We start from the raw sequence: 26,803 nt of genomic DNA on the forward strand, positions 1-26,803 counted from the left end.
TAAGACATTTTAATCCTCTTTGTATATTGTACTTGGGTACAGTTGTGATATTATTGTGCTGCGATAACCTCAATTTCTACAAGTGCATCTTTTGGCAAAGTCTTCACAGCCACCGTGCTTCTGGCTGGATATGGCTCTTTGAAAAATTTAGCGTATGTGACATTTACTTTAGCAAAATCTGCCATATCTGCTAAAAAGATCGTAGTCTTTACGACATTATCAAAACTAAGTCCAGCCTCAGCCAAAATGTTTTGTAAATTTGTAAGTGATTGCTCGGCTTGTGCCTCTACATTGCTACCTGCAAACTCACCTGCTGGTGTGACGCCAAGCTGACCTGAGATAAATAAAAATCCATTCGCGCTAATCGCCTGAGAGTACGGTCCGATCGCTTGTGGAGCGTTTTTTGTTGAAATTTGTTTTTTCATATCTTCTCCTTTAAATTTTGGCAAAATCCTACTATAAATTTCTAAATTTTTAGGCACCAAAGGCTATAATGAGCAAAATTTCAAAAGGACAAAGATGCAAATAACCCTTGCACCAAACGAATTTTTAGATGACTACGTGCTTGGCGCTCAGCTTGCCAAAAACGCCGGCATCTCATCAAACGCCTATCTCTTTTGGAAAAATGCCATCAGCGCTAAATTTGAAAACTCACGCATCGTTTTTCTTAGAAAAAAGAGCGTCCCAGAGAAATTTGCAAGCGCTTTGCAAGCTTGCACGCCGTTAAATGGTCTTGTGCCAACTGGCGTTTTTTGCTCATTTACCTCGCTTGCCCCCTCGCACCTTGTGGCAAAAAATGGCTCTAAAATTTATGATCTTTTTGAATTTCATGAAATTTGCGGTATCAAATTTTTAAATTTAAAGAAATTTTATGATGATTTAAAGCTTAACTACTCGTATAGGATTTACATCGAAAAGTGCAAATTTTTCTCGCCAGCGCCATTTGAAAAGCGCATAAAACTAACTGAGACTATGTGTCTTGGCTACTACTAGCCACCTCGTAAACGATTAGCGCTTCGGTTTTATAGCCACCACATCCATCTTTATATAGTAAAATTTCGTCGTTTTCTCTTTTGGCGTAAATTTTAATGTGAGCGGAGTTTGTGCTTTCATCGTAGTCTTCGTATATAAATTTAAACTCCTCACTACCCAGCGTGATAAACTGCAGCGCCTGAAACGAAACAGCAAGCACTATCTCCTCGCTAATGCCACTTGTTCTAAATTTATCAGCCAGCTTCACTACAAAAAACCCCACATCGCTAAAATACTCCTCGCAGCTCTCATACTCGCTTTCAAAAACTACTATCTCATTTATCGACCACTCATTTTGCGTCTTGTTTTGCTCAAATTTCTGCCTTTTTCTTATGGCAGCTTTTAAAAATATCCCTTGCGGTTTTGAGACAAAGCCCTCTTCTAAAATTTGCTTTAGCTTTAAATTTATAATCTCGCTTTTGGTTTTGGTAAAAAATTTAAGTAGTGGCTTTGCTTGATCGTTGCAAAAAGTTTTCATTTTAGGAGAAATTCCGCTAGCTTAGGCTGCTAGCGGATCAAATTTAGATTTTTTTGTAAGGTGCTTGACCGACTTCGTAGAAGTTATTGCCCTCGCAGTCGATAGCGACTATCGCTGGGAAGTCCTCTACTGTGAGCCTTGCGACTGCCTCTGGTCCTAGCTCTGGATATGCCAAGACTTCATATTTTTTGATACTTTGGCTAATGACCGCTCCGATGCCGCCGATAGCGACCATATAAACACAGCATGATTTTTTCATCGCATCAACCACTGCATCATTGCGATATCCCTTGCCGATCATGCCATTTATGCCAACTTCGTTTATCATAGTTGGTGTGTATTTGTCCATTCTGCCGCTTGTTGTTGGGCCTGCTGCACCGATAGCTTGGTTTGGTTTAGCTGGTGTTGGCCCGACGTAGTAGATAGTTTCGCCTTTTAGCTCAACTGGTAGCTTCTCGCCACGTGCTAGAGCCTCTGTTAGCGCCTTGTGAGCGGCGTCACGAGCAGCGATGATAGTGCCTGAGATTAGGACATTGTCGCCTGCTTTTAGGCTTTTTACCACCTCTTTATCAAATGGTGCTGTTATTCTTTTTACTTCTGACATGTTATCTCCTTAAAGCTCGGCGTCTGCGTGGCGTGCAGCGTGGCAGTTGATATTTATGGCTACTGGTAGGCCTGCGATGTGGGTTGGATACCACTCGACATTTACTTTTATAGCAGTTGTATCGCCGCCAAGTCCTTGAGGACCGACGCCTGTTTTGCTGGCAAGCTCAAGAAGCTCATCTTCAAGTTTTGCATATCTTACATCGGCATTTTTGCTATCTACTGGACGAACTGCAGCTTGCTTGGCTAGAAGTGCCGCTTTATCCATAGTGCCGCCTATGCCAACGCCTATTGTCATTGGAGGGCAAGCGTTTGGTCCAGCATATTTTACAGCCTCTAAAAATACCTTTTTAACGCCCTCTATGCCATCAGCTGGCACAAGCATTTTTAGTATTGATTTGTTCTCACTACCAAAGCCCTTTGGAGCGACTTTTATCTTTAGCTTATCTCCTGGCACGATCCTAGTGTGGATGACCGCTGGAGTGTTGTTTGTAGTGTTTTTTCTCTCAAAAAGCGGCTCAGCAACGACTGATTTTCTAAGATAGCCTTCAGTGTAGCCCTTCGCAACACCTTCATTGATCGCATCTTCGATATATCCGCCTTCTATATGCACGTCTTGACCGATCTCTACAAAGACAACTGTCATACCTGTATCTTGACAAATAGGTGCAACGCCCTCTTCTGCTAGCTTGGCATTTTGCAAAATTTTACCCAAGATATCTTTACCTAGAGATGAGCTCTCAGTGGTTTGAGCTTTTGTAAAAGCAGCCTTTAGATCTGGTGTAACGACGTAACAGGCTTGTTTGCAAAGCTTTGCAACAGTCTCTTTTATATCTTTTACGTTTACCGTTCTCATTTATCCTCCTCGTAAAAAACAATTTTTAATTATATAAATTATATGTAAAATTTAAGATTAAATTATAATATTAAATTTAATCACCCAACATCGGTGTTTAAATACTCTTAAGCAACTTTGGATAAACTACAACAAACTTAAATTTCAAAGGAAAAGTTATGAATTCGTTAGTCATCGTGATACTTGTTATCGCAGTCATTTTTGTCTTTTTCATCAGCCTTTACAACTCACTTGTTGCAAAGCAAAACCAGGTAAAAAGCGTGGAGGCTGGCATCGACGCACAGCTAAAAAGAAGATATGACCTCATACCAAATTTAGTAGCTACTGCAAAAGAGTACATGGTGCATGAAAAAGGCCTACTAGAAAACATCACTGCCCTTAGAGAGAGTGCTAGAAGCGCCTCTACAAATGAGGAGAAATTTGAGCTAAATAACAAAATTTCAAGCTTGCTAAATGGTTTAAGAGTAAGCGTAGAAAACTATCCTGATCTAAAAGCAAATCAAAATTTACTTCACATCCAAAGCACACTAAATGAGATTGAAGAGCAAATTTCAGCTGCCAGACGTGCTTACAACTCAGCTGTTGAAATTTACAACAACGCCACACAGATGTTTCCTTCAAACATCGTAGCTTCAATGTTTGGCTTTCACAAAGATGTGTTTTTTGATATCCCTGAAAATGAAGCAGTTGCTCCAAACGTCGGTGATCTTTTTAAAAAATAAGGCATAAAAATGCAAGCAGACGAACTAAAAGGCCTTGATCTAAGCGATCTTGACGAGCTTGAAAAAGAGCGTCTTGCCATGGGGCAAAAAGCCTTTAAAATGATCGTTTATGGCTTTCTTGGCATCATAGTTGTAAGTGGTTTTTTGGCATCACTGCACCTTGGAAATTTATTTTTCTTTTTGCTAATCGGCGGAGTTTTTTATCTTGGCAAGACGATAAATGGGCTAAAAAACGAGCTTATAGCAAAATTTAAACAAAAAGTAGTTGGCGTCATCGTAAAAAACTATGGTCTAAATTTCAGCGCAAATGGCGGGCTAAGTTTGGATGATTTTTTTAAAATTTATGACGCTGACGTAAATAGACACTACGCAGAAGATATGATCTACGGACAGATCGATGAGACGCAGTTTAAGCTTTGTGATTTTTATGCGGCAAAAGAGACGCAAGGCGAGAAACGCACCACAACAACGGTAAAATTTCAAGGCATTTTGCTAAAGGCTGAGTTTAAAAAAGAGCTAAACGCCACGATCTACGTCTGCGATAAAAAGCAAACTTCTGATCTAAGAAGCGATGGCGAGCAAGCGACGATGGATAATCCTAAATTTAATGAGCTCTTTAAAACCTACACGACCGATCAGATCGCCGCTAGATACGCTCTGACGCCAAAGCTGATGGAAAATTTAACCACTCTAAGAACTAAATTTAACGCCCCACTCTCGGCAGTGTTTTTAAAAAATGAAATTTTCATCGCGATCGATCTTAGAAAGGACAGCTTTGAGCCTGATCTTAAAAAGCCGATAAACAGCAACGAGAGCGTGCAAAACTACATCGCAGGAGTTAGCGACTTTGTGGAGATCGTGCGTGATCTGGAGCTAAACAAAAACATCTGGAAGAGCTAAATTTATAAAATGCCAGATAAGACAAAGCTCAAAGAAGGCGACATATTTTACGTCTATAATGATTACTACAAGAGATATTTCTTTGGCAAAATCTTAGTTGATATTAAAAACCGCCTTGTAAAGCGAGCGAATGAGGGCCTTCTTTGGCCGCTTGATTTTTTTAGTGACTGCTACTTGGTTGCTGTTTATAAAGATATAGCAGATACGCCGGTGCTAAAAAGCCGTGAATTTATAATCCCAGGTAGCTTCATCTACAAAAGCAGTTTCAACCGCAAAAATGAAGACGGCATAAAGTGGGTCTATTATGATCACGAAGATATAAACTACCAAGAGTTAGAATTTCCAGAGTATATCGTAAGTAGCAATGATAAAATTTGCCTACAACGGGGAGAGCTTAGCATACCAACTGGCTTAACTCGCGCGCAATATGAGAATGAATTTAACATTACTGGCAGCAAAACTGGTGGCATAAACTACTCAAATGCCCTGCTCTTACAAGGCTTGCCAGCGTATAAAAAGAATATAGACTATAGCAATCTTCGCCTTTTGCCAGAGCTTCGTAAAAAGCTCTATGAGATGATAGAAGAGGACCCAGACGCGCCCTACTACGAGCTAGCATTAAAGCATGGCAAAGATCTAGCACGCTTTTATCAAGATAAATTTACACATAAAAATAGATAAGCAAATTTGGCTATAAAAGAGCTATTAAGAGGCATTACTTAGGGTTTTACAAAATAATTTAGCTCTTTTGTTTTATTTGCTAAATCATAGATGAGCGCGATAGAGAAATTTATGACGAAATTTCGTGACATCATATCTCCCCGCCAAGGCTAATAAACTTTAGTAAATTTAAATATCACAAGCAATATCAGTCGCAGCTACTTTTGCGAGCGGTTGATAAATTTTAAAACTAGCAAGCCATTTTAAAATTTATAACCAAATTTACGAAAAAAGCGGCGGTAACGTTTTAGAGAGCTATTTAAAAAGGTAGTGCCACTTTAAATTTTGTGGTTTTAAAAGCTAAATTTGATGGCTTAGAGTTTTTAAAAAGCACAATGCCACTTAAATTTGCCCTATTTTTTATGATTTTGCGAGGTTAAATTTAATGGCTCAAAAAGCCATTAAATTTATAAACTAAGCCTGAGCAGGCTCCTCTTCTTCTTTTATCTTTTTTCTAACTTTTACGCGTGAGATGCTAGCTCCATCCATCTTTCTCACCTCGTAGTAGCAGTTTTCATCCTCGATCTTATCCCCAACTACTGGCAAGCGACCGATAAGGTTAAAGACATATCCGCCGATCGTGACTTGATCGGTCTCTTCATCAAAGCTTATGCCAAGAAGCTCCTCAACGCTCTCTAGATCGTATCTGCCTTGAAATTCATAGATGTTTTCATTTATCTTTTTATAGTGTTGATCAACCTCATCGTGCTCGTCGTTAAAGTCGCCAAGCACCTCCTCCATGATATCCTCCATCGTAAGAAGTCCAGCCGTGCCGCCATACTCATCAACGACAAGTGCCGCTGAAATTTGCTCCTTGTTCATCATCACAAGCACCTTTGATATAGAAAGGCTCTCAGGCACGATGACAAATTTACGCACGATCGCATCAAAGCTCTTCTCTTTATCCTCGCTAAAGTGCAGCTGTAAGATATCTCTAATGTGTATCATGCCCAAAATGATATCTTTTGAGCCGTCTATATAAGGATAGCGAGTATATTTTGACTCAAAAACGACTTGTAAATTTTCTTCAAAGCTCTTTTGTTTGTTTATACAGATCATGTCGCGCCTTGGCGTCATAACCTCTTTTGCGACCGTATCACTAAAATCAACTGCATTTTTGATGATCTCAGTCTCAAAACTATCAAGCACGCCGCCCTTTAAGCTCTCGCCAACGATGATCTTGATCTCCTCTTCAGAGTGCGCTAGCTCATTCTCTTTTGCTGGCTGGATGCCTAAAATTTTAAGTCCGGATGTAGCTAGGATGTCAAAAAGCTTTATGATAGGCGAAAATAGTATCCAGAAAAAGTGAAGCGGACGGGCGATTTTAAGCACTGCTGATTCTGATTTGGCTATGGCGACTGACTTTGGTACAAGCTCACCCATAACGACGTGAAGTAGCGTGATAAGCGTAAATGCGATCGCAAAGCCGACTGTATGAACTAAGATATCGCTAAGATTAAAAACATTTTTAAGTGGGGCTTCTATGAGCCTTGCGACTGCTGGCTCACCGATCCAACCAAGGGCGAGTGAGCTTAGCGTGATGCCAAGCTGAGTGGCGCTAAGGTAGGTATCAAGCTTGTTTGACATCTCAAAGGCAAGCTGGGCGTTTGGCTTTTTCTCTTTTATAAGCTCTTCAAGTCTAGACTTGCGAACCTTAACAAGGGAAAATTCCGACAAAACAAAAAATGCGTTTAGTAAAATGAATATAATGGCAAGTATTACCATTAAAAGCGAGTTATCGCTACTGGGGTACAATTATGATCCTTAAGAGTTAAAAATTTTGGCTGATTATAGCGAATTTATATTTAGCGGTCAAATTAGCCGCGCCCAAAAGTAACAACATTTCTTAAATTTAAGATTTATAAAAAGTTCTTAAATCATATTTTGGTAACATTATTTTCATCACTAAAATTATGGATTTTACAATGAGCAAAAAGAATTTTTCATCACGCTGGGCGTTTATACTAGCCTCAGTTGGTTCAGCCGTTGGTATGGCAAATGTTTGGGGCTTTCCTTACAAGCTTGGCACAAATGGTGGTGGAGCGTTTTTACTCATCTACATATTTTTCGTAGCGCTTTTTTCTTACGTTGGTTTAAGCGCTGAGTATGCGATCGGCAGACGAGCAAAGACTGGCACGCTAGGATCATATAAATTTGCTTGGCAAAGTAGAAATTTAGGCGTCATCGGTAGCATCGTTGGCTGGCTCCCACTTGCTGGCTCGCTTTGCATAGCCATCGGCTACGCTGTCATCATCGCTTACGTGCTAAAAGCCCTTACCCAGGCGCTTACTGGCTCATTTATGAGCGTTGATACAAATGTTTGGTTTAACTCATTTGCACTTCACGAGTACTCGGTCCTGCCCTATCACTTCATAGTCATCGTTGGCACGCTTCTTACGCTATTTTTTGGAGCAAAAAGCATCGAAAAGACTAATAAAATAATGATGCCACTATTTTTCGTGTTATTTGCCATTTTGGCTACAAATGTCGCGATGCTTCCAAACGCATTTGAGGGGTATAAATTTCTATTTATCCCTGATTTTAGCAAGCTTGAAGATCCGATGGTGTGGGTCACAGCGATGGGTCAAGCCTTTTTCTCGCTCTCTATCACGGGATCAGGCATGATAGTTTATGGAGCATATCTTTCAAAAGACGAGGACATCGTAGAAAGCGCCAAAACTACGGCATTTTTTGACACGCTTGCAGCCCTTGTGGCAGCACTTGTCATGATCCCAGCAGTCTTTGCCTACGCTATGGATCCAGCTGAGGGTCCAAAGCTACTTTTCGTAACGCTTCCTAAAATTTTACAAAATATGATCGGCGGTCAAATTTTTGCGATCATCTTATTTACCGCGGTCATCTTTGGTGGCATCACCTCGCTTCAAAATATGTTTGAGGTCGTGGCTGAGTCGCTTATGCATAAATTCCCGCGTCTTAGCAGATTTTGGGTGCTTGTGCTACTTTGCGTGGTTTGCTTTGGCTTTGGAGCGTTTATGGAGCCTATTAGTAGCTGGGGGCCTTGGATGGACTTTGTTTCTATCTACATCATCCCAATCGGCGCAGTCATCGGCGCAATATCTTGGTTTTGGATCATTAAAAAAGAAGAAATTTTAGACGAGGTAAATTCAGGAGCAAATAAAACTTACGGCTCATTTTGGTATTTTGTGGGTAAATTTATCTATGTGCCAATAGCCTTTTTGCTCTGCATCATCGCCATTAGCAAGGGAATTTCTTTTTAACTTAGCCCATCAAAAGACGAGCTAAGTCTAAATTTGAAGTTATTTTAGCTTTTTAGAGCCGATATAAGTAGCAAAGACCTCTTGTGAGCCATCTTTTTTGAAGAGTATGACGTCGTATTGCTCAGCTTTGCCGCCTTGCTCCATGCCCTGACTCTCCATAGGCATGCCAGGCACCGCGATACCAACGACATCTTTTGGTTTAAGCTCTAGCAGGCGCTTGACCTCATCAGCTGGCACGTGACCCTCGATAACGTAGCCATCAACGATAGCTGTGTGGCAGCTTGAAAGCTCTAGTGGCACGTGAAATTCTTTTTTAACCTTGACCAAGTCATCTACTTTGATGGTCTCTTCGCTAAAGCCAGCCTTTTGCATAGCACTCGCCCAGTTGCCACAACAACCGCAAGTTGGGCTTTTATAGACCTTCATATCGGCCCCAAGCGCTAAGGTCGCACAAAAGCTAAGAGCTAAAAATGCAAATTTCTTCATCATTTTCCTTTACATTAAAATTTGCAAAATGATATAGTTTGGGTTTAAATTTTATATAAATGCTTAACCCTTGCCTGCTATAATTGCCAAAATTTACAAAAGGCACTTTATGTTTTCATCATTTTTCAAAGATAAAAAATGGGCTCTTTGGGCTTACGGCGGAGCGCTATTTATCATCTTGCTGCTTGTCTATCAAACGCATCTAAATGTCCGCATCAACGAGTGGTATAAAAATTTCTACGACATCATGCAAAACTCAAAGGATCACAATGTAGATGAGTTTTGGCAAGGGATATTAAATTTCTTAAAGATCGCCATGCCTTATGTCGTAACCTACACGGTGATATCGTTCTTTGCGAGCCACTGGGTCTTTCGCTGGAGGGAGGCGATGACCTTTAAGTATCTCAAATTTTGGCGAAACTGCCAAAACGACATCGAGGGCAGCTCACAGCGTATCCAAGAGGACGTTTATCGCTTTGCCAAGATCATGGAGAGCCTTGGCGTGCAGGTTTTAAAGGCATTTATGACGCTGATCGCCTTTATACCAGTGCTTTGGGAGCTAAGCAAAAGCGTGAGCCTGCCTTTCATCAAGGATATCGAAGGCTCGCTAGTTTATATCGCGCTACTAATTAGCATCGGAGGCCTCATCGTATCGTGGTTTGTGGGTATAAAGCTGCCACACCTTGAGTATAACAACCAAAAAGCGGAGGCGGCGTTTAGAAAAGAGCTAGTTTATGGCGAGGATGATAAGCTTAAATTTTGCCAGCCAAACGTCATGCTAGAGCTTTTTACTGGGCTCAAACTAAACTACTATAAGCTCTTTTTGCACTATGGCTACTTTAATCTTTGGCTCATCTCATTTTCGCAAATTCTTGTCATCGTGCCTTACATCATCATGGGCAATGGCCTATTTAGCGGCGTCATCACGCTTGGCGTTTTGATCCAAGCTAGCAATGCTTTCTCGCAGGTCAGAGAGAGTTTTAGCGTCTTTATCGATAACTGGACGACGATAACGGAGCTAAGATCGGTTAATAAGCGTTTGAGAGAATTTGAGAGAAATATAGGCTATAAAGCGTAGGGGTTAAATTTACATACTGAAGAAACTCGGATAAATTTTAAAATTTTATGAACGAGTAATTTCGGCTCTAAAATTTGAGCTAAGCTGTAGGCGAAGCCAAATTTTAGTAGTCAATTCTTACGAGTGAATGAAAATTTAAAATTTGTAAATTCTTTTTATTCAAAAGGGTGACAAGGGGACTTGAATTTTGCTTCGCTAGCTCGCAACTGCGGGGCAGACACGAAGTCCGTCCCCTTATCCCCCTTTTTAAATCCCCCAAACCCCTCGCACGTTAGAAGTGCATGCGATAGCACTATCGTGCCGCATGTGTTTTGCTATCAAGTAAGTTTTCGCAAATTGAAAAATTTCATGAGCGAGTAATTTCGGCTCTAAAATTTGAGCTAAGCGGTGAGCGAAGCCAAATTTTAGTAGTCAATTCTTGCGAGTGAATGGAATTTTAAAATTTGTGCGATAGTAAATTTCTATTTTTGAAATCGCAAAATTTAAATTTCACCCCTCGTTTAACAATGCATATCCAACTCAGGCTATAATACGCCAAATTTTAATCCAAAAAGGATGAAAATGAAAAAATTTTTACTTACGTTATTAACAGCTAGCATGCTTATCACAGGCTGCACGAGCGTCACAAAGTCAGGCGTCGTGGGCGCAGATCGCAAGCAGTTCATGCTAGTATCTTCTGAAGCGATGGAGCAAAGCTCGGCTCAGGCTTACGTCAAGACACTAACAGCTGCTAGAAGCAAGGGCGAGCTAAACGTCGATCCGATCCTCACAAAAAGGGTTCAAGATATTGCAAAAAGGCTGATCGCGCAAACTGGCGTTTTCAGAGAGGATGCCCTAAAATGGAAGTGGCAAGTAAATGTCATCAACGAAGATACGCTAAATGCTTGGTGTATGCCAGGTGGCAGGATCGTCGTTTATAGCGGTATTATTAAAAAGCTAAATTTGACAGATGCACAGCTAGCAGCGGTCATGGGTCACGAGATCGCCCACGCGCTTAGAGAGCACAGCAGGGAGCAAGCGAGTACCGACCAGCTCAAAAACATCGGCATCTTCGCAGTCGCAACCGCCACAGGACTTGGCGACCTTGGCGCAAGCGCTCTAAATTTAGCCAGCCAATACACCATCTCACTGCCATTTTCTCGCTCACACGAGACCGAGGCCGATCACATCGGCACTGAGCTAATGGCAAGAGCTGGATATGATCCAAAAGAGGCGGTCGAAGTTTGGGTCAAGATGAGCAAGATGAATGTCGGTAAAATACCTGAAATTTTAAGCACTCACCCATCAAACGAGAGCAGGATCAAGGATCTAAAAGAGATCGCAGCAAAGCTTGAGCCGATCTATCAAGCAACCAAAAAAGGTTAGGCTTGATCGAGCGAGCAAATTTAAGCGACCTTGAAGCGATCACGCAAATTTATAATGACTACATCTTAGACAGAAGTGCGACTGCTGATATGCGGCCAGTTAGCACAAAGGAGCGAGAGCCTTGGTTTAACGCCCACGGCGGCTCGCGCCCTATCTTTATCTACAAAGAAAATGATGAAATTTTAGGCTACTGCTCGCTAAGTGACTTCAATCCCAAGATCGCTTACGATATAAGCGTAGAGATAAGCATCTATGTCGCTAAAGAAGCCCTTAAAAAGGGCATCGGCAAGCAGCTTTTAGCCCACAGCCTAAATGAAGCTAGAGGGCTAAATTTAAAAAACGTCATCGCGCTAATCTTTAGCAAAAACGAAGCAAGCCTTGGGCTGTTTTTGAAATTTGGCTTTGAAAAATGGGGCGAACTGCCTGGCGTTTGCCTGATGGATGGCGAGTATAAAGATGTCGTTATCTTGGGGCTAAAGCTCTAAAAGCCAAGCATTAAGCAAATGAAGATATAATCACCTTCTTCTTGGGTAGATGTCCGAGCGGTTTAAGGAGCACGCCTGGAACGCGTGTGTGGGGCAACTCACCGAGAGTTCGAATCTCTCTCTACCCGCCATTTTAACAGCAACTACAACCCTTAAAAACTCCTTGACCTTCATTTTACTTTTAATCGTTAAAATATCAAAAAAGCAGGAGGTGTTTTATGGATGAAGTAAAGGCAAAAATAAAAGAGATAGCCGCTAATATAGAAAAACTAGGGGCTAGCATAACAACAGAAGAAGCAACAAAAAACGCTTTTATAATGCCTTTTATCAGGGCTTTAGGCTATGATGTTTTTAACCCATTAGAGGTAATGCCTGAATATACCCAAGATATTGGCACAAAACAGGGAGAGCGTATAGATTACGCTATTTTTCAAAATAATGAGCCAGTTCTTTTGGTTGAGTGTAAAAAGATAGGAGCTGAACTAAATGCTAAAAACGAGTCACAGTTACTTAGATACTTTAATGTCAGCAGAGCTAAATTTGCGATTTTGACAAATGGTCGTGATTATAAATTTTATACCGACTTAGAAGAGAAAAATATAATGGATACAACTCCATTTTTAAGCTTTGATATAACAAAAATAAAAGATACACAAGTGCTTGAACTCGAGAAATTTCATAAAAAGAATTTTGACTTAGAAAATATTTTCAACACTGCAAATAACCTAAAATATACAAACCAACTCGAAAAAGTAGTTAGCGCTGAGCTTGAAAATCCTAGTCGAGAATTCGCATCATACTTTTTTAGAAAGATCAGCGACCAAGTAGCAACCGAAAAAAGGGTCGAGCAGATCATGCCTTTACTAAAAGCAGTCTTTGCTGGGCGCATTAACGATATGGTAAGAGATAGGCTAACGTCAGCACTTGATAAGGAGACAAAGAAAGAAGCAGAGCCTTTGCCACCCCAAGAAGACGAAAATAAGGTCATAACCACACAAGAGGAGTTAGACGCCTTTTATATTGTTAGAGCGATATTGGCAGCGGTTACTAATGTAGAAAATATAACATACAGGGATGCTCAGTCTTATTTTGCAATATTCTTTAACGATAATAACCGCAAGCCGATATGCAGACTATACTTCACAGATAATAAAAAACAAATAGGCATAATGGATAGCGAAAAAAACGAAACAAGATTTCAACTTGATAGGATCGAGGATATTTATGCCTATTCTGAAAAATTGTGTGAAGTAGCTAAATTTTACGCTAGTCAAAACTAATACACAAACTATCACGGCAGAGCTTTTCGCTCTGCTAAATAAATTTACTTTCATATTTTTTATGTCACACAAAAACATCTAATACTAAGGCATTTAAAAAATTTAAACCTAAAGTGCTAAAATCTCCTAAATTTAATGCAAATTTATAAAACCAAAAAGAGACAAAATGATCGAACACTTGCTGCTGTTTTTCGCACTGCTAGCCATCATCATCGCATTAGTGATGGTCTCAAACCACCTAAAGGTCGCCTATCCGGTGCTATTAGTCCTTGGCGGGCTGGCCATTAGCTTTGTGCCAAATTTACCAAGTATCAAGATCGATCCCGAGCTTATTTTCATCATATTTTTGCCGCCACTTCTTTATGAGGCTGCGTGGGCAAACTCGCTAAAAGAGCTCTATAAATGGCGCCGTACGATCGGCAGTTTCGCCTTTATCGTGGTTTTCATAAGCGCAGCAGCAGTTGCTTTGATAGCAAATTTAGTGATCCCTGGCTTCTCGCTCGCCCTTGGCTTCATGCTTGGCGCCATCGTCTCACCACCAGATGCGGTGAGTACGGCTGCGATCTTTAAATTTGTCAAAGCACCGCGCAGGATCAGCGCTATTTTAGAAGGCGAGAGCCTTTTAAATGACGCATCATCGCTCATCATCTTTCGCTTTGCCGCAGTGGCAGTGACTACTGGGCAGTTTATCTGGTACAAGGCGGCTGCAAGCTTTGTCTGGATGGTGGCTGGCGGTGTTTTGGTCGGTCTTGTGGTGGCATTAGTAGCCTACTTTTTGCATAAGACCTTGCCAACCGATGAGAACAGCGATACGATCATGACGATCACGACGCCTTATGTTATGTATATTTTAGCTGAGGAGCTTGGCGCGAGCGGCGTTTTGGCGGTAGTTTGCGGCGGACTTTACCTCTCGACAAAACGAAACGAAATTTTAACCGCTTCAACAAGGATCCACGCTTTCCCCGTTTGGTACAACCTTATTTTCTTGCTAAACGGCCTTGCCTTTACCATGATCGGCCTTGATCTGCCTGAAATTTTAGCAGGGCTAAAGCGTAGCGGTGTCTCGCTGCTTGAGGCACTATCTTACGGCGTTTTGGTGACTGCCGTGCTCATCGTCATTAGGCTTTTGGCATCATACGGAGCCGTTTATATCACGATATTTATGAAGCGCTTTATCAGCGTGGCGGATGATCGCAACCCTGGCAAAGCCACACCATTTATCGTCGGTTGGGCGGGCATGAGGGGCGTAGTCTCGCTAGCTACGGCACTCTCTATCCCCGCCATGGCTGGTAGCGAGCCGTTTCCGCATAGAGATCTCATCTTGTTTATCACCTTTGTCGTGATCTTGCTAACGCTCGTAGTTCAGGGGCTAAGCTTGCCACTGCTCATCAAAAGCGTGAAATTTCCAGACTTTAACGACCACATGCCAAATGAACTTGCAAGGATCAAGATCAAAAAGGCACTTGCGCAGGCTTCGCTTAAATTTAAAAAGGAGAAATTTGTGGGCGATGAGCATTTTTTATTTCAAAAGCTTGAGGAGGTTTGGAATTTCGAGCTTGAGAGCGAAAATTTTGAGATCAGTGACGAGACAAAACAGAGGTATTTTGAAATTTTAGAGGAACAAAGAAAGGCGCTTCGTGAGCTAAACAAAGACCCAAAAATCGACGAAGAGATCATCAGGATCTTTTTGTATCACATCGACCTTGAGGAGCGAAGGTGGCAGGAGCATAGCGAGTACTAAAATTTTCTTGCGACATTGCAACTTACCGCACCGCAAAATCTCTTGCCAAATTTGGCTTCGACGATGAGAACTAGCACGAAAAATATCTTCTCATCGTTTAGCCTCGCGATCTGGCGTAAAGTCTGGCTAGCGTCATTAAATTTAACATCATTTTCGCGCAAGCTCTTGCAAAACTCGGCCTCATCAAAGCCAAGCATGCGTGAAATTTCACTGATAGTGTAAGGCTCAAGCGAAGCGATGATGCGGTCCATGTTGCATATAGTTGGATTTTTGCGGTGCGTGGTGACATCGATCATCTCATTTATGAGCTTTACTAGCTTTCTTCTGCGGTTAAAAAGGTGCAAGATCACGGCACAAACGATCAAAGCTCCTGCAAATTTGTGCGTGCTCATCATCCACTCACTATAATCACCCATGGCGAAATTTAGCCCAGTAAATGCAAGCAGGCAGATACCACAAGCAAGAGCGCAAACAAGACAAAATTTATATATCACTTCTACTTTAAGCAATGCAAATTCCTTATTTTTTTTGAAATTATACACCTACTATGCAAAAAATGAAGAGCGCCAACTAGAAATTTAGCTGGCGCATTAGAGTAAATTTAGCTAAAACTTATAGTTAAAGCTGAGATTAAATGTGCGTGGATCGCCATAAACCATCATGTTTTTGCCGATGCCCTCGTAGTACTTTTTATTAAAGAGATTGTCGATATTTAGCTGCACGTCAAAGTTTTTACCAAATTTATATCCAAACATCAAATTTGCCAAGGTGTAGCCCTTTTGTGTGATCTCACCTGCGCCATTGCCAGTGTAAATTTTACTCTTATACATAGCTCCAGCCCCTACTCTAAAGTCCCTAAATTCATACTTTGCAAATAAATTTGCCGTGCTTCTTGATGAGTCGGTGGCGTATTTCTCGCCATTAGCATCTTTTGCGTTAAAGTGCGTTGCGCCAAAGCTTAGGCTTAAATTTTTAGTGATCTCGCCGTTTAGATCTAGCTCGACGCCCCTGCTTGTCACGCCTTTGCCAGCTTCATATATATCGGCATTTGTCGCTGGATTTTTCTTGCCAGTGTTTATGCCAAGCTTGTCTTGCACGATCTTAAAGACGCCAAGACTTGCTTGAAGTGCCCCGTCAAGATACTCGCCTTTGATGCCCACTTCATAGTCTTTGCCTTGGATCGGATCAAGATATTTGTCGTTTGCGTCCTTTACGTTTTGGGGTTTAAATATGCTCGTGTAGCTCGCATATAGAGTGTGGTTTGCTCCGATGTCGTAAGTGATGCCAAGATATGGCGTGATCTCATTTGTGAAATTTCTATTGTCTTTGCCACCTTCGATCTCGTATTTGTAGTAGCTCACCCTAGCACCTAGCAAAAATTTAAGCTCATCGGTGATTGATAGTTTATTTGCCGCGTAAAATGCCTTTTGTATCGTTTTATCTTTGTTATTTTGATCTTCGTAAGGAAATTTTGGATCATCAAGGTGTAAATTTTTAAAGTCTATCCTACTTCTAGCTGTATAAGCAAGCCCAGCTGGTGTAGTCCTTTGCAACCAGTAGCTACTTACCTTATCGCTACTTTTTTTATAGTTGTTATACATCGCGCCAAAGACAAACTCATGAGATAAATTTGCTATCTCGTAAGGGATATTTGCGTATGCATCTACGTTGTGGATATTCTCCTCTCTTTTGTTTGCGTAGATACTAAGACCGTTTATATTGCCAGTGCCGTCTAAATTTACTTCTCCTTTGTTACCTTGTCCGCCGTAATAAAGTAAATTTGAATCAGTATTTGCGCGCCTAAATGAGTAGCTTAAATTTAAGCTCGCTTCATTTTCAAAGTAGTGCTTAAAATCAGCATAAAAATCAAGTGTTTTTATATCCCACCTCGTCCAAGGCTGAGAGAAAATTTCATTTTTACTAAAATTTGTCCTAGAGCCATCTGTGTAAAATGCCGGCATACCTCCCCACCTAACGCCACGGCGTCTTAGCTCTTGATAAAACGCACCAAGACTAAGCCCCATGAGCTATCGCCTATGTCACTATCGACTACGCCGTAAATCGCGCTATTTTTTCGGTTGTAATAATCCATATAAGAGTGCGACTTCTCATGTATAAATGAAAGCCTTGCTCTGACGCTTCCACTCTCATTTACAGGCGTTTGCACATCACCATTTACGCCGTATCTATCGTATGAGCCAGCACTTACGCCAAAATTTCCTTTTAGCTCCTTTGAGTCTGCTCTTTTTCTTATGAAATTTAAGCTTGCAGCTGGGTTACCAGCGCCTGCAAGCAGGCCATTTGCCCCTTTTACCACCTCAACTCTCTCATAAGGCAGCAAGCTCATATCATTTGCGCCAAGGCTAAAGCCGCCAAAGCTAGGCATCGAATCAAGCAAGTAATAATCTATCGCAAAGCCACGAGCCGTCGGATATACGCGCTCGTCCCATTTATTTAGCGTGACGCCAGGGACATTTCTAAGAAGCACCTGATAGTCTTTGATGCCTTGATCTTTTAGCCTAGCTCTGCTAGCACAGTTAGCGACTGGGGCGTTTGACGAGAGGTTAAATTTAGCCTAGTTGTGCTCTTTACAAGCTCTTTTGCAAAGTAGTTTGCATCGTCTCTTCGCTCACTCTCCACGACATCGACCGCTTCTAAAACCTTCTCGTTTTCACTAGCGTAAATTTGAGGCAACGCCAAATTTAAAGCAACTAAGCTAAGTAAAATTTTTTTCATTTTTTCTCCTTTTAAATTTTCTAAACCACAGATAAAGCCCTGAGATGCTCAAAACTAACGGCGAGATACCCACTATAAACCAGATAAATTTTGTAGTTTGGTTGTAGTTTCCAAAGTGCGATCTTCTAAAGGCTGAGAGGATTTTCTCGCTTAAATTTGCATTTTTTATGTCTAAGACGCTAACTAGTTTGCCGCTATCTTTGTCATAAGTGATCACGCTTGAGTATTCGTTATGCAAAAAGCTTTGCCACATCACGTAGCCAAAGATGCGGATGTTTGCCCCTTGTATGAAAGGCAGCGAGATAAAGTGTGGCTCAAAGCCTTTGATCTCCTTTTTCGAGCTAGCCACCAGCTCATCAAGGGATAAACTTTTGTTGTAAATTTTTGCGTCTATTACGAAGTCATTTTTAAACTCTGGCGCGCGTGCCATCTGAAATTCCCACCAGGCGCCACTTATGCAAATGAGCAGCAAAACTGGCGTGCAAAAAATTCCTATTATCTTGTGGATGTCGTTCATGAAAACATTTAGCCCATTTACGCGCAGTCTAAGCAGAGTTAGCCAAAATTTACGGTAGATCACAAAGCCGCTAATGCAGATAAAAAATGTAAAAATAGCTGTTAGAAAAAGGATAATGTTGCCACTTTTTTCAAGCAAGAGCTCCTCATGGATATGCGCCAAAACCCCGAAAAATCCCTCATCGTGCGCAAGTGGCTCGCTCTTTATCTTGCCGCTAAAAGCATCAAAATAGATAAATTTCCACTCTTTTTTGCTATCGTTATGCTCGATTAGCCAGATTTTGTCGCATTTTTTAGGGTTTGCATCGATGTTTATGCCAACCATCTCGTAGCCGCTAAGCTCGCTTGCGACGATATCTCTTAGCTCATCAAAGCTGATCCTTTTGCTCAAATTTTCTTTGTTTAAATTTACATTTACGATATTTGGATGAAAAAGGCTGTTTAGCTCGTCTTTATAAACTAGGATCGCACCGCTAAAGCAAACTACGACAAGCGGGATAAAAAAGAGAAGCGACAAATACGCATGCACCTTGTAAAAAAGCTTTAAATTTAAAAATTTCACCCCTTTTGCCACCTTTATAAAAGTTAGTCTTGATAACAGCTCGCAATTTTATAAGATTTTTGCTTTTATAATTTTTAAAACCATTATCAAAATATAATTTTAAAAAGAAATTGCCGTTTGTGAAATTTGAGTTTGCAAAGGTAAAAATTTGATTTAAAAAAGAGAGACAACTCCTCTTTGTGTAAGCGGAAAAGCCAGAAAAGGGGGAAGCAAAGTCTTAACCGCTACAAAAAGGAGGGTCCGTTTAGGACGATGAAATGTTATTATTTAAATATAAATTTTAATGAAATTTTTAGTTAATAAAAAAGAAATTCTGCGTAATACTAAAGTAAATCACGATATTTAGGCATTTTCTAAAGAAATTTCTCTTTTAAAATGGTAAAAATATATGCTTTGTATGAAAGCAAAAATCACATTTGAAATTTTATTTTTATTACTACTAAACGTGGTTTATTCAAAAGTTCTATCAAATTTGAAAATTTACAAGCAAGCATATCACGGCTCTAAATTTAGTAGCATGCTAAGGTGAGTGAGTAAAGTTTTAAAATTTGTAAATTTGCTTTGTCAAATCAAATGAGTGTCAAGTAAATTTTAAAATTTCATGAACGAGTAATTTCGGCTCTAAAATTTGAGCTAAGCGGTGAGCGAAGCCAAATTTTAGTAGTCAATTCTTGCGAGTGAATGAAATTTTAAAATTTGCTTTGAGATATAAATTTATCAAAAGGGAGACAAGGGGACTTGAATTACGAAGCCGTCCCCTTATCTCCCTTTAGATCCCACAATCCCCTCGCACGTTCAAAGGGCATGCGATAGCACTATCGTGCCGCATGCATTTCGCTCAAAAACTCGTGTAAATTTTAGAATTTGCCATAGTTTTTAACTACATGCTTTTTATATCAAAAAAATCGAGCAAATTTTAAAATTTCATGAACGAGTAATTTCGGCTCTAAAATTTGAGCTAAGCGATAAGCGAAGCCAAATTTTAGTAGTCAATTTTTGCGAGTGAATGGAATTTTAAAATTTGCAAAATAGCTTTTTAGAAATTTAAAGTTTTGTTTCTTTGTTAAGGGGGAAGAGGCTTGAATTACGAAGTCGCTCCCTTCCCCCTTAACAATCCCCTAACCCCGACAACGTTAGAGGTGCATGCGGATAGCACTATCGTGCCGCATGCGACTTAAAAAGCTCTGATAAATTTTAAAATTTCATGAGTGAGTAATTTCGGCTCTAAAATTTGAGCTAAGCTGTAAGCGAAGCCAAATTTTAGTAGTCAATTCTTGCGAGTGAGTGAAAGTTTAAAATTTGCAAATTTGCTTCGTCAAACATACAAGTGTCAGACAAATTTTAAAATTTGCAAAAAATCTTTATAAATTTATAAATTTTAATTCTTAGGTACGAGCTCTAAGACGTTGCAGGCTCGTTTGCTGCCCATTTTGCAAGCTTTATCAAGGGCATTTGCAGATAGATCAAAGCTCTGCTCTACGCCGTTTCCTTGCAGATATTTTGTAGCTAGCTCGTAGCAAGCTTCGCTACTGCCATTTTCGCAAAGCGACTTAAATATCTCATAAGATCTAACCAGATCTTTCTCCACGCCAAGACCTCGGCCTAGCATGTCAGCATATAAAAAGCAAGAGGTTTTGTCTTTGTTCTCACACTCGCTTGAAAGCTTTTTAGTAAAGCTCTTGCAAGCTTTTGCGTCACTTTTGTTGATGCAGTTTTGCATATTTTCATCCCAGTTTGCACTTAGAGATAAAACGGCAAAGGCTAAAAATAAAATGGATTTTTTCATAAATTTCCTTGAGAGAGATAAACCCCCTTTGGGGGAAAGGGGGTCATTACAAAAAGGAGGTTTCTTGTTGGACAGGTGGAATGATACAAGCCTCGTCTAAATTTAAAGCCAACTCTTATTTAACAAAAAACAATCAAACAAGATCTCTCTTGCTAAAGCCCAAATAGCCGCAAACTAGCAAGATCGCACCAAGCACTAAAGGGTAGATGATCGCATAAGCTACGAAGGTCGCTTTTGAAAATGTGCCTAAGATAAAGTAAGACGCAGTGCCGATAACTGCTAAATTTGGATCAAAAAGGCTAAGCGCTGCTATCCTAAAAAGCTCGATCGGATTTAGCATCGCGATGGTGTAGATGACGTACTCATCAACAGAGCTTCGCATAAGCAGCCCAATGAGCGCTAGGTCGATAAAAGCTAGCATGATAAGCCAGAGCAAAAACGCCACGCCTTGGCCTGTTTCTTGGTTTTTAATAAGGCTTGATATGAAAAAGCCAAGCGATAAAAATACGATACTTAGGCTAAAAAGCAGGCCAAAGTAAAGCACTAGCACGCCCCAAGGTATCGACACGCCCTTTATAAAGCCAACCACCACGCAAAGCAAAAGCGAGAACAAAAGCGGCACAAAAACGACAAATGTCCGCCCAAGCGCCTTGCCGAAATAGTACTCTTTAAGGCTTAGTGGGAAGCTTAGCACGTACTCAAGCAGGTTTGTATCCCTGTCTTGATTTATGCTTCTAACGGTTGAGATGAGGATAAATATCGGCACGATGATGACGCAAATTTGTATAAACAAAAGTAGCGCCCTTGTTAGCCCAGAAAAGCCAAGCACGCGCGAGTCAGTCACTCCACTAAATAAAAATCCTATCATCAAAGCAGAAAAAAGAAGCGCATAGATCGCAAACCATCTCGAGCGAAACGACTCTTTGACGTCTAGTTTTGCTATTAAAAAAAGGTTATTCACTCTTGCTCCTTAAATTTTCTTCTTTGATGATCTTGCCAAGGTCCATATAGACGCATCTATCAAGCAAATGAGCGATCTCATCTATGCGGTGCGAGATGAAAACTAATGTCTTATTTTGCGTGAAGTTATCTAGCAAATTTTTAAAAGACTCCCTTGCTTTTACATCTAAATTTGCCGTTGGTTCGTCAAACATCAAAATTTCACTATCTTTGGCAAATGCGATGGCTATTAACATCTTTTGCTTCATGCCGCCAGATAGTTTGTAAAATGACTTGTTTAAATTTGCATGCAGGTCAAGCTCTAAAAGCTTGCTAAATTTCTCAATATCTTCAAATTTAACATTTGAGCTTTTGCAGACAAACTCGCAAAGCTCACGCAGGCTAAATTTAAGTGGCGGCGGGGTTTGCGGCACAAATGAGATAAACTTTAGCGCCTCTTTTCTATCTTTTAGGGTATTTACGCCATTTATCGCGACGCTTCCGCTATTTGGCACAAACTCGCCCAAGATGATACGCATTAGCGAGCTTTTGCCAGCTCCATTTTGCCCAAGTATCGCTATCTTTTCGCCAGCTTTTACATTTAGACTGACGCTATCAAGTATCTTTTGCGAGCCAAAAATTTTCGTTACTTCTTTTATATCTATCAAAAAATTTCCTTATATGAGTTTCTTAAAGCCGTTGTCAAATTTAAGTGCATCTTGGTGGCAAACGTCGATACACCTGCCACAAAGTGTGCAGTCAGCCCCAGCTATCCTAAAGAGCTTTTTACTATCATCAGTTTTTGCGCCTTTTTTTGTCATAAAAAGCACGTGTGGCACTAGGCAAACATCAGTGCAAACTAAACAGTGATCGCACTTTTCTTTATCCCAGCTGACCTTTATCGCATTTGGTTTAGCTAGTAGCGAATAAGTCGCTCCAACAGGGCAAACATACCTGCACCACGCCCTGCGTGAGAAGAAAATCTCAACCACAAGCATAGCCACAACTAGCCAGATAGCGTGAAAGTAGCCATAGATGATAAATCTTGAAAATATCCCAACGACGTTAAAAATTTCAAAGACTAGGCTTGAGCTAGCAAAGCTAAGAGCCAAAAACAAAATGGTAAAAGCATATCGCCACTTTGCGTCAAAAACTCGTGGTTTTACTATCTTTTTGGCGCGTAAATTTTCGTGAATTTTCTCAGCTATCTCGCTTATGAGTGAGTATGGGCAAACCCACGAACAAAAGCCCCTGCCACCAAAAATGATGTAAAAAGCTAGGATACTAAGTGAGCCAATCAGCAAATTTACATGAATTTCATGCGTTGCCAAAAAGACTTGCAAGCTCATAAATGCATCTGCTAGGTGAAAGCCAAGTATCCTTGAGGCGCTGATATCGCCCTCTAAAATTTGCACATCGACCCTGTAAGAGAGCACAAATAAAAGATGCACTAAAACGATGGTAAAAATACGCCAAAAACGTATGCTTGGACGCTTTTTGCCATCTTTTGTGGTCGTTATTAGCGTGCTTAGAAAGCTTACGTTTCTAATGGTCGCACGAACGTTATATTTATCCATTTTTACTTTTTAAATTTAGAAATTTCATCAGCAAGGCTGTTTAGATCGCTGTCGCTAACATTTGTCAGCAAGCCCTTCATAAGCGTGTTTTGCACCTTGCCAGCCTTATAATCAGCTAGTTTTTTTAGCAGATCCTCTTTGCTTAGATGAGTGATATCAGGCGCTACGACGCCTTTGCCATTTGCGCCGTGGCACGGAGCGCAAGAGGTTAGGTATTGCTTGCTAACGCCTTCATTTTGCGTCTTAGCCACGCTTAGGCTTAGCTCTTTTACCTTTTTTAGCTCATCTTCGCTGGCAAATTCCTCGCTAGACTTTGACTGCTCTTTTGAGATATTTTGCTCCACTTTTGGCTGAACGCTAGCTTCTGATTTCTCCTTTTTAGGCGGAGTTTGGCTTAGCATAAACACCATGATGCCACATATTAGCACCGCTAAAATGATCGTTATGATTTTTCCGATTTTCATTGTTTGCTCCTAAACTGCGCGTTAAAATCGCTTATCTCTTTGGCTAATTTTCTAATCTCACTCTCATCCATCTTTTTAACAAGATCACGCATCAGCACATTTACCTTCTCTTTGTCTTTGTAAGCGTTTATCATCTTATAAATTTCATCCTCGCTCTTTGTTAGAAGAGATGGTCCGATGATGCCATTTGCGTAGTCGTCGTGGCAGGCTGAGCACTTTGTGATGAAGTCCTTGCTAAGCCTGCCCTTTATAAGCCTTAAATTTATAGTTTGAAGCGGGCTTTTTACCATGGCTAGCGCTCCGATCTGGCGGCTTACGTTGTTATCTTCAAGTCCAAATTTAACGCTTTTTTCGCCGTGCATGTCGTATTTTATAAATTCATTTTGCTTATTTGCACTCTCGTTGTTTTCATTTTTTTCGACCTTTATGCTAGCACTTGTCGCTACTTTTGCGCCTTGCTCGCTAGCAGCCTCTTGCGCTTTGTCCTCGCTCTTTTCACAGCCGACAAATAGCAATGCAGCAGCTACTAAAGGTATTATTACTCTCATTTTTTCTCCTTGTAAATTTCATCATAGCTCATCTTTGGGGCGATATTTATGATCTTTGCTGGGCAGACCTCAGCGCAAACACCACATCCCACACAGCCATTTTTTATAAGTGGTAAATTTGCCTCGCTCATTGCTATCGCGCTATCGCCAACTGGACAAAGCGTGACGCAAAGATCGCAAATTTGACCGATCTTGTCTTTTATCTTATCTTTTAGCGCCTCTTCTCTGTCGTTATAGGCTTTACGATCAAGCAGATGTTTAACGCCAGCTTCGCTTAAATTTTCTCTTTTTACGCTCAAACAGGCCACCGTCTCACTTAAAACTGCAACGCCCATTTTGACATCGCCCACGACCTTTGTAGCGTGATCGAGCGCACCGCTAGGACAGGCTAGCACGCATGGGAAAAGGTCACACAAGTAGCAGCCTCGCTCTTTTGCGTCGATGTGAGCTGAGCCACTTGAGTAGCCATCTTCTATATCAAGTAAGCTTATACTGTGATAAGGGCAAACTTGCACGCACTGACCGCATTTTACGCAAAGATCATCAAAGTCATCAACAGCACCTGGCGGTCTAAGATAGAGTTTGTCGCCACTACTTTTTGGCAAAAACTTGCCTATGGCGTATCCAGCCACCGCTGCAGCTGAGCCAATTATCATAAAATTTCTTCTATCCACGTTTCGCCTTTAAAGCGTTGAAATTTGAAACATCAAGCGGTTTTATCCTAGGCGAACTATCTTCAAGTAGCTTTATCGGCTCAGAAAATGGAGCGAGTTTGGCTAAGAAATTTAAGACGCTAAAGACGCTTGAGCCATAGAAAAACTGCAAATTTGGATAGTACTGCCAGAGCTGATCGATGTATGAGAGGTGCAAAAATGGCGTGTCGCCGTAGCCATCTTTATCTCTATCAAAGCTCTCATACTCATCATAATAGTTCTTGCTCCATCTATTTAGTAGCATCTTTTCGCCTGGAGTGTCATTTACGACGATGTCCATGTTGCCGATAAAGTCGTTGTTTTCAAAGATGCTTGTGCCTTGCGTGGCGTGAAAATAGACGCCAACTACGTTGTGTAAAATTTTATTGCCTATAAAATTTATAGTTGATCCCGGCTGAAACGGCGAGTTATCAAGCAAGATGCCACGCGCGTTATAGACAAGAGTGTTGTTTTCTATCGTAAAGTCAGACACGTCCTTTAGTCCGATGCCGATACCAAAGGCACCGTCGCTATCCATAACTAGGTTATTTTTTATATTTGAGCTAGCTGAATACATAAAAAACATGCCAACAGCGTTGCCGATAAATTCGTTATTTTCTACTAAATTTTGATTCGCATACATAAAGTGAAGCGAATATCTGCTGCCAACTGCTTTGTTGCTTAGAAATTTATTGTGACTTGCGTACCATGCGACCATGTCACGGCTGTCACGGATATTGTTGTGCTCGATCAAATTTTCATGGCTATACCAAAGTCTCACCGCATCACCTCTAAAGCCAAGGCTAGCGCCCTTTTTTGAGGTGATGTTGTTTTCAGTGATCTTTGAGCTACTGCACTCTTTAAAGTCAATCCCAAAAAGCACATCGCTTATGTCGTTTTTAGAAATTTCTACGTTATTTGCCTTGTCACAGCCTATGCCAGCGTCAAGCTCGCCAAGGTCGTTGCCACTGCCACTTATCTTTAAATTTTTAAGTGTCACGTTTGAAGCTATGATCTTTATAACACTGCCCTTGCCCTCCCCTTTTATATGGGCATTTTTGCCCTCGCCGATGATAGTAAGAGGCTTATTTATCGTTATGCCACCTTCATAAACGGCATCCCCCAGCTTTATCACATCGCCAGGGCTAGCGTTATTTATCGCATCTTGAAGGACGTTTGCAAAGCCAAAAAGTGGCAAAAAAGCAAGGGCAAATTTAGAAAATTTACGCATTTAGCTCTTTTTTCTTTGAAAATACCGCAAGTATGCAAAGCACGCTCATGACTATCATCACCCAAAAGCCGATAGTTGGGTACGAGTGCGTTGTAAAGTGCGCCACGCTACCATCTCCTAAAACGGTTGGCATAAATGGCTTGATCTTAAAGGCGCCCCACTCTTGCATATTGTGTCCATACCAGTATAGCCAGCCCACAAATGCGCTCATAAATAGCACCGGTGCAATGATGGTTGGCACCATGAGAAGTGAGTTAAATTTACCGTCATAGTATAAAAACGCAAGCATGCAAAGTGTGGCGATAAGTAGATAATAAGGCGCGATCGCTCGCTCTAAATTTCCGCCATGCTCCATAGGATACATGCCGATGTAGTGGTTTATCGTATTCATCTCGTGCACGTCGCCACTATATCCATCTACGTGAAAATATACTGGGATGCCATCTGGAAAGGCTGCCTTTGGATAGTTTGGCGCTTCAAGAGATACGTACCAGATAGGGAGTGATGGCGTGCCTATCTCTGCTTTTTGCTCGATCATCTTATGAAGATCACTTGCCACCTCTTTTGGCAAAAGGTGGTTTTTATACTGAAATGAGCTATAAAGATCGTAGATAGTGTAAGCATAAGATGGTAGCTCGTCGCCATTAGCTATACGCTCCTTTGCTCCGTGCCAGCCAAGAACTGGCAGAGTAAAACAAACGCTCATAATGATAAGTGCAACAATGGTATAAATTTTATATTTGCTCATAATCTCTCCTTTAAATTTT

Annotated in this window: 27 protein-coding genes, 1 tRNA gene and 1 pseudogene; 11 read left to right on the top strand and 18 right to left on the bottom strand. The window is 40.9% G+C overall.

Features of this window, described 5'->3' with window-relative positions; translation table 11 throughout:
- Positions 1-50 precede the first annotated feature (50 nt).
- The gene (locus tag CCS77_RS08750; protein ID WP_103597002.1) at positions 51-425 is read right to left on the bottom strand and encodes a RidA family protein; all 375 of its coding nucleotides are present in this window, start codon (positions 423-425) and stop codon (positions 51-53) included.
- 94 nt (positions 426-519) lie between these two features.
- Between CCS77_RS08750 and CCS77_RS08755 the strand changes: the two genes are divergently transcribed.
- Positions 520-993 (top strand): cysteine permease, encoded by a 474-nt coding sequence (locus CCS77_RS08755; RefSeq protein WP_107917169.1) that lies wholly within the window; start codon positions 520-522, stop codon positions 991-993.
- Here the strand turns inward: CCS77_RS08755 and CCS77_RS08760 are convergent.
- The 3 genes from CCS77_RS08760 to CCS77_RS08770 are packed head-to-tail and all read right to left on the bottom strand — an operon-like array spanning position 971 to position 2,969.
- A complete protein-coding gene (locus CCS77_RS08760; RefSeq protein ID WP_107917170.1) occupies positions 971-1,510 on the bottom strand; it encodes an L-cystine-binding protein TcyA in 540 nt (179 codons plus the stop codon). The genes CCS77_RS08755 and CCS77_RS08760 overlap by 23 nt on opposite strands.
- 43 nt (positions 1,511-1,553) lie before the next feature.
- Positions 1,554-2,114 carry a Fe-S-containing hydro-lyase gene (locus CCS77_RS08765; RefSeq protein WP_002942950.1) on the bottom strand — a complete coding sequence of 187 codons (561 nt, stop codon included), beginning with the start codon at positions 2,112-2,114 and terminating at the stop codon, positions 1,554-1,556.
- Between the two features lie 9 nt (positions 2,115-2,123).
- Positions 2,124-2,969, bottom strand: coding sequence for a fumarate hydratase (locus CCS77_RS08770; protein ID WP_107917171.1), 846 nt, complete (start codon positions 2,967-2,969; stop codon positions 2,124-2,126).
- Between the two features lie 158 nt (positions 2,970-3,127).
- On the opposite strand from CCS77_RS08770, the gene CCS77_RS08775 reads away from it, so the two are divergent.
- Genes CCS77_RS08775 through CCS77_RS08785 form a run of 3 tightly spaced genes read left to right on the top strand, consistent with a single transcriptional unit; the run spans position 3,128 to position 5,272 of the window.
- Positions 3,128-3,691: a LemA family protein gene (locus tag CCS77_RS08775; protein WP_107917172.1), complete on the top strand. Its 564-nt coding sequence runs from the start codon at positions 3,128-3,130 to the stop codon at positions 3,689-3,691.
- Between the two features lie 9 nt (positions 3,692-3,700).
- Positions 3,701-4,591, top strand: coding sequence for a DUF3137 domain-containing protein (locus CCS77_RS08780; RefSeq protein ID WP_107917173.1), 891 nt, complete (start codon positions 3,701-3,703; stop codon positions 4,589-4,591).
- 9 nt (positions 4,592-4,600) lie between these two features.
- Positions 4,601-5,272: a sugar transporter gene (locus tag CCS77_RS08785; protein ID WP_107917174.1), complete on the top strand. Its 672-nt coding sequence runs from the start codon at positions 4,601-4,603 to the stop codon at positions 5,270-5,272.
- Between the two features lie 453 nt (positions 5,273-5,725).
- On the opposite strand, the gene CCS77_RS08790 is transcribed toward CCS77_RS08785, so the two are convergent.
- Complete coding sequence (locus CCS77_RS08790; protein WP_009295308.1) at positions 5,726-7,066, bottom strand: hemolysin family protein; 1,341 nt, start codon at positions 7,064-7,066, stop codon at positions 5,726-5,728.
- 170 nt (positions 7,067-7,236) lie between these two features.
- On the opposite strand from CCS77_RS08790, the gene CCS77_RS08795 reads away from it, so the two are divergent.
- Positions 7,237-8,550 carry a sodium-dependent transporter gene (locus CCS77_RS08795; RefSeq protein ID WP_107917175.1) on the top strand — a complete coding sequence of 438 codons (1,314 nt, stop codon included), beginning with the start codon at positions 7,237-7,239 and terminating at the stop codon, positions 8,548-8,550.
- A 39-nt stretch (positions 8,551-8,589) separates the two neighbouring features.
- Here the strand turns inward: CCS77_RS08795 and CCS77_RS08800 are convergent, their stop codons facing one another.
- The gene (locus tag CCS77_RS08800; RefSeq protein WP_107917176.1) at positions 8,590-9,036 is read right to left on the bottom strand and encodes a DUF411 domain-containing protein; all 447 of its coding nucleotides are present in this window, start codon (positions 9,034-9,036) and stop codon (positions 8,590-8,592) included.
- A 109-nt stretch (positions 9,037-9,145) separates the two neighbouring features.
- Here CCS77_RS08800 and CCS77_RS08805 point away from each other — a divergent pair, with 109 nt between their 5' ends.
- From CCS77_RS08805 to CCS77_RS08830, 6 genes are all read left to right on the top strand, one after another.
- Entirely contained in the window at positions 9,146-10,114 is a 969-nt protein-coding gene (locus CCS77_RS08805) for a putative transporter (RefSeq protein WP_107917177.1), read from the top strand.
- Between the two features lie 561 nt (positions 10,115-10,675).
- Positions 10,676-11,479: a M48 family metallopeptidase gene (locus tag CCS77_RS08810; protein WP_107917178.1), complete on the top strand. Its 804-nt coding sequence runs from the start codon at positions 10,676-10,678 to the stop codon at positions 11,477-11,479.
- Positions 11,480-11,481: 2 nt separating this feature from the next.
- Positions 11,482-11,964, top strand: a complete 483-nt coding sequence (locus tag CCS77_RS08815; protein WP_107917179.1) for a GNAT family N-acetyltransferase — start codon at positions 11,482-11,484, stop codon at positions 11,962-11,964.
- A 43-nt stretch (positions 11,965-12,007) separates the two neighbouring features.
- Positions 12,008-12,095, top strand: a tRNA-Ser gene (locus CCS77_RS08820).
- A gap of 87 nt (positions 12,096-12,182) precedes the next feature.
- The gene (locus tag CCS77_RS08825) at positions 12,183-13,244 is read left to right on the top strand and encodes a type I restriction endonuclease (RefSeq protein WP_103575474.1); all 1,062 of its coding nucleotides are present in this window, start codon (positions 12,183-12,185) and stop codon (positions 13,242-13,244) included.
- Between the two features lie 166 nt (positions 13,245-13,410).
- A complete protein-coding gene (locus CCS77_RS08830; protein ID WP_107917180.1) occupies positions 13,411-14,985 on the top strand; it encodes a Na+/H+ antiporter in 1,575 nt (524 codons plus the stop codon).
- Here the strand turns inward: CCS77_RS08830 and CCS77_RS08835 are convergent.
- From CCS77_RS08835 to CCS77_RS08890, 12 genes and pseudogenes are all read right to left on the bottom strand, one after another.
- On the bottom strand, positions 14,982-15,494 hold the full coding sequence (locus CCS77_RS08835; RefSeq protein WP_107917181.1) for a chemotaxis protein: 513 nt from the start codon (positions 15,492-15,494) through the stop codon (positions 14,982-14,984). The genes CCS77_RS08830 and CCS77_RS08835 overlap by 4 nt on opposite strands.
- Positions 15,495-15,590: 96 nt before the next feature.
- A pseudogene (locus CCS77_RS08840) lies at positions 15,591-17,721 on the bottom strand (TonB-dependent siderophore receptor).
- Positions 17,702-18,799 (bottom strand): PepSY-associated TM helix domain-containing protein, encoded by a 1,098-nt coding sequence (locus CCS77_RS08845; RefSeq protein WP_107917182.1) that lies wholly within the window; start codon positions 18,797-18,799, stop codon positions 17,702-17,704. Before CCS77_RS08845 ends, CCS77_RS08840 begins: the two are co-directional and overlap by 20 nt.
- Before the next feature lie 1,378 nt (positions 18,800-20,177).
- On the bottom strand, positions 20,178-20,585 hold the full coding sequence (locus CCS77_RS08850) for a tetratricopeptide repeat protein (RefSeq protein ID WP_107832138.1): 408 nt from the start codon (positions 20,583-20,585) through the stop codon (positions 20,178-20,180).
- Between the two features lie 133 nt (positions 20,586-20,718).
- Positions 20,719-21,546: an ABC transporter permease gene (locus CCS77_RS08855; RefSeq protein WP_002941509.1), complete on the bottom strand. Its 828-nt coding sequence runs from the start codon at positions 21,544-21,546 to the stop codon at positions 20,719-20,721.
- Positions 21,539-22,192 carry an ABC transporter ATP-binding protein gene (locus CCS77_RS08860; protein WP_021083997.1) on the bottom strand — a complete coding sequence of 218 codons (654 nt, stop codon included), beginning with the start codon at positions 22,190-22,192 and terminating at the stop codon, positions 21,539-21,541. The genes CCS77_RS08855 and CCS77_RS08860 overlap by 8 nt, the downstream gene beginning before the upstream one ends.
- 9 nt (positions 22,193-22,201) lie before the next feature.
- Positions 22,202-23,101: a NapH/MauN family ferredoxin-type protein gene (locus tag CCS77_RS08865; RefSeq protein WP_107790743.1), complete on the bottom strand. Its 900-nt coding sequence runs from the start codon at positions 23,099-23,101 to the stop codon at positions 22,202-22,204.
- 2 nt (positions 23,102-23,103) lie between these two features.
- A complete protein-coding gene (locus CCS77_RS08870; protein ID WP_107790744.1) occupies positions 23,104-23,565 on the bottom strand; it encodes a c-type cytochrome in 462 nt (153 codons plus the stop codon).
- Positions 23,562-24,113, bottom strand: a complete 552-nt coding sequence (locus CCS77_RS08875) for a c-type cytochrome (RefSeq protein ID WP_107790745.1) — start codon at positions 24,111-24,113, stop codon at positions 23,562-23,564. The genes CCS77_RS08870 and CCS77_RS08875 overlap by 4 nt, the downstream gene beginning before the upstream one ends.
- Complete coding sequence (locus CCS77_RS08880; protein WP_107917183.1) at positions 24,110-24,787, bottom strand: 4Fe-4S dicluster domain-containing protein; 678 nt, start codon at positions 24,785-24,787, stop codon at positions 24,110-24,112. Before CCS77_RS08880 ends, CCS77_RS08875 begins: the two co-directional genes overlap by 4 nt.
- A complete protein-coding gene (locus CCS77_RS08885; RefSeq protein ID WP_107917184.1) occupies positions 24,780-26,036 on the bottom strand; it encodes a nitrous oxide reductase family maturation protein NosD in 1,257 nt (418 codons plus the stop codon). Before CCS77_RS08885 ends, CCS77_RS08880 begins: the two co-directional genes overlap by 8 nt.
- Positions 26,029-26,784: a cytochrome C gene (locus CCS77_RS08890; RefSeq protein WP_107917185.1), complete on the bottom strand. Its 756-nt coding sequence runs from the start codon at positions 26,782-26,784 to the stop codon at positions 26,029-26,031. The genes CCS77_RS08885 and CCS77_RS08890 overlap by 8 nt, the downstream gene beginning before the upstream one ends.
- Positions 26,785-26,803: the final 19 nt, after the last annotated feature.

Source organism: Campylobacter concisus, from assembly GCF_003048375.1.
Lineage (GTDB): Bacteria > Campylobacterota > Campylobacteria > Campylobacterales > Campylobacteraceae > Campylobacter_A > Campylobacter_A concisus_T.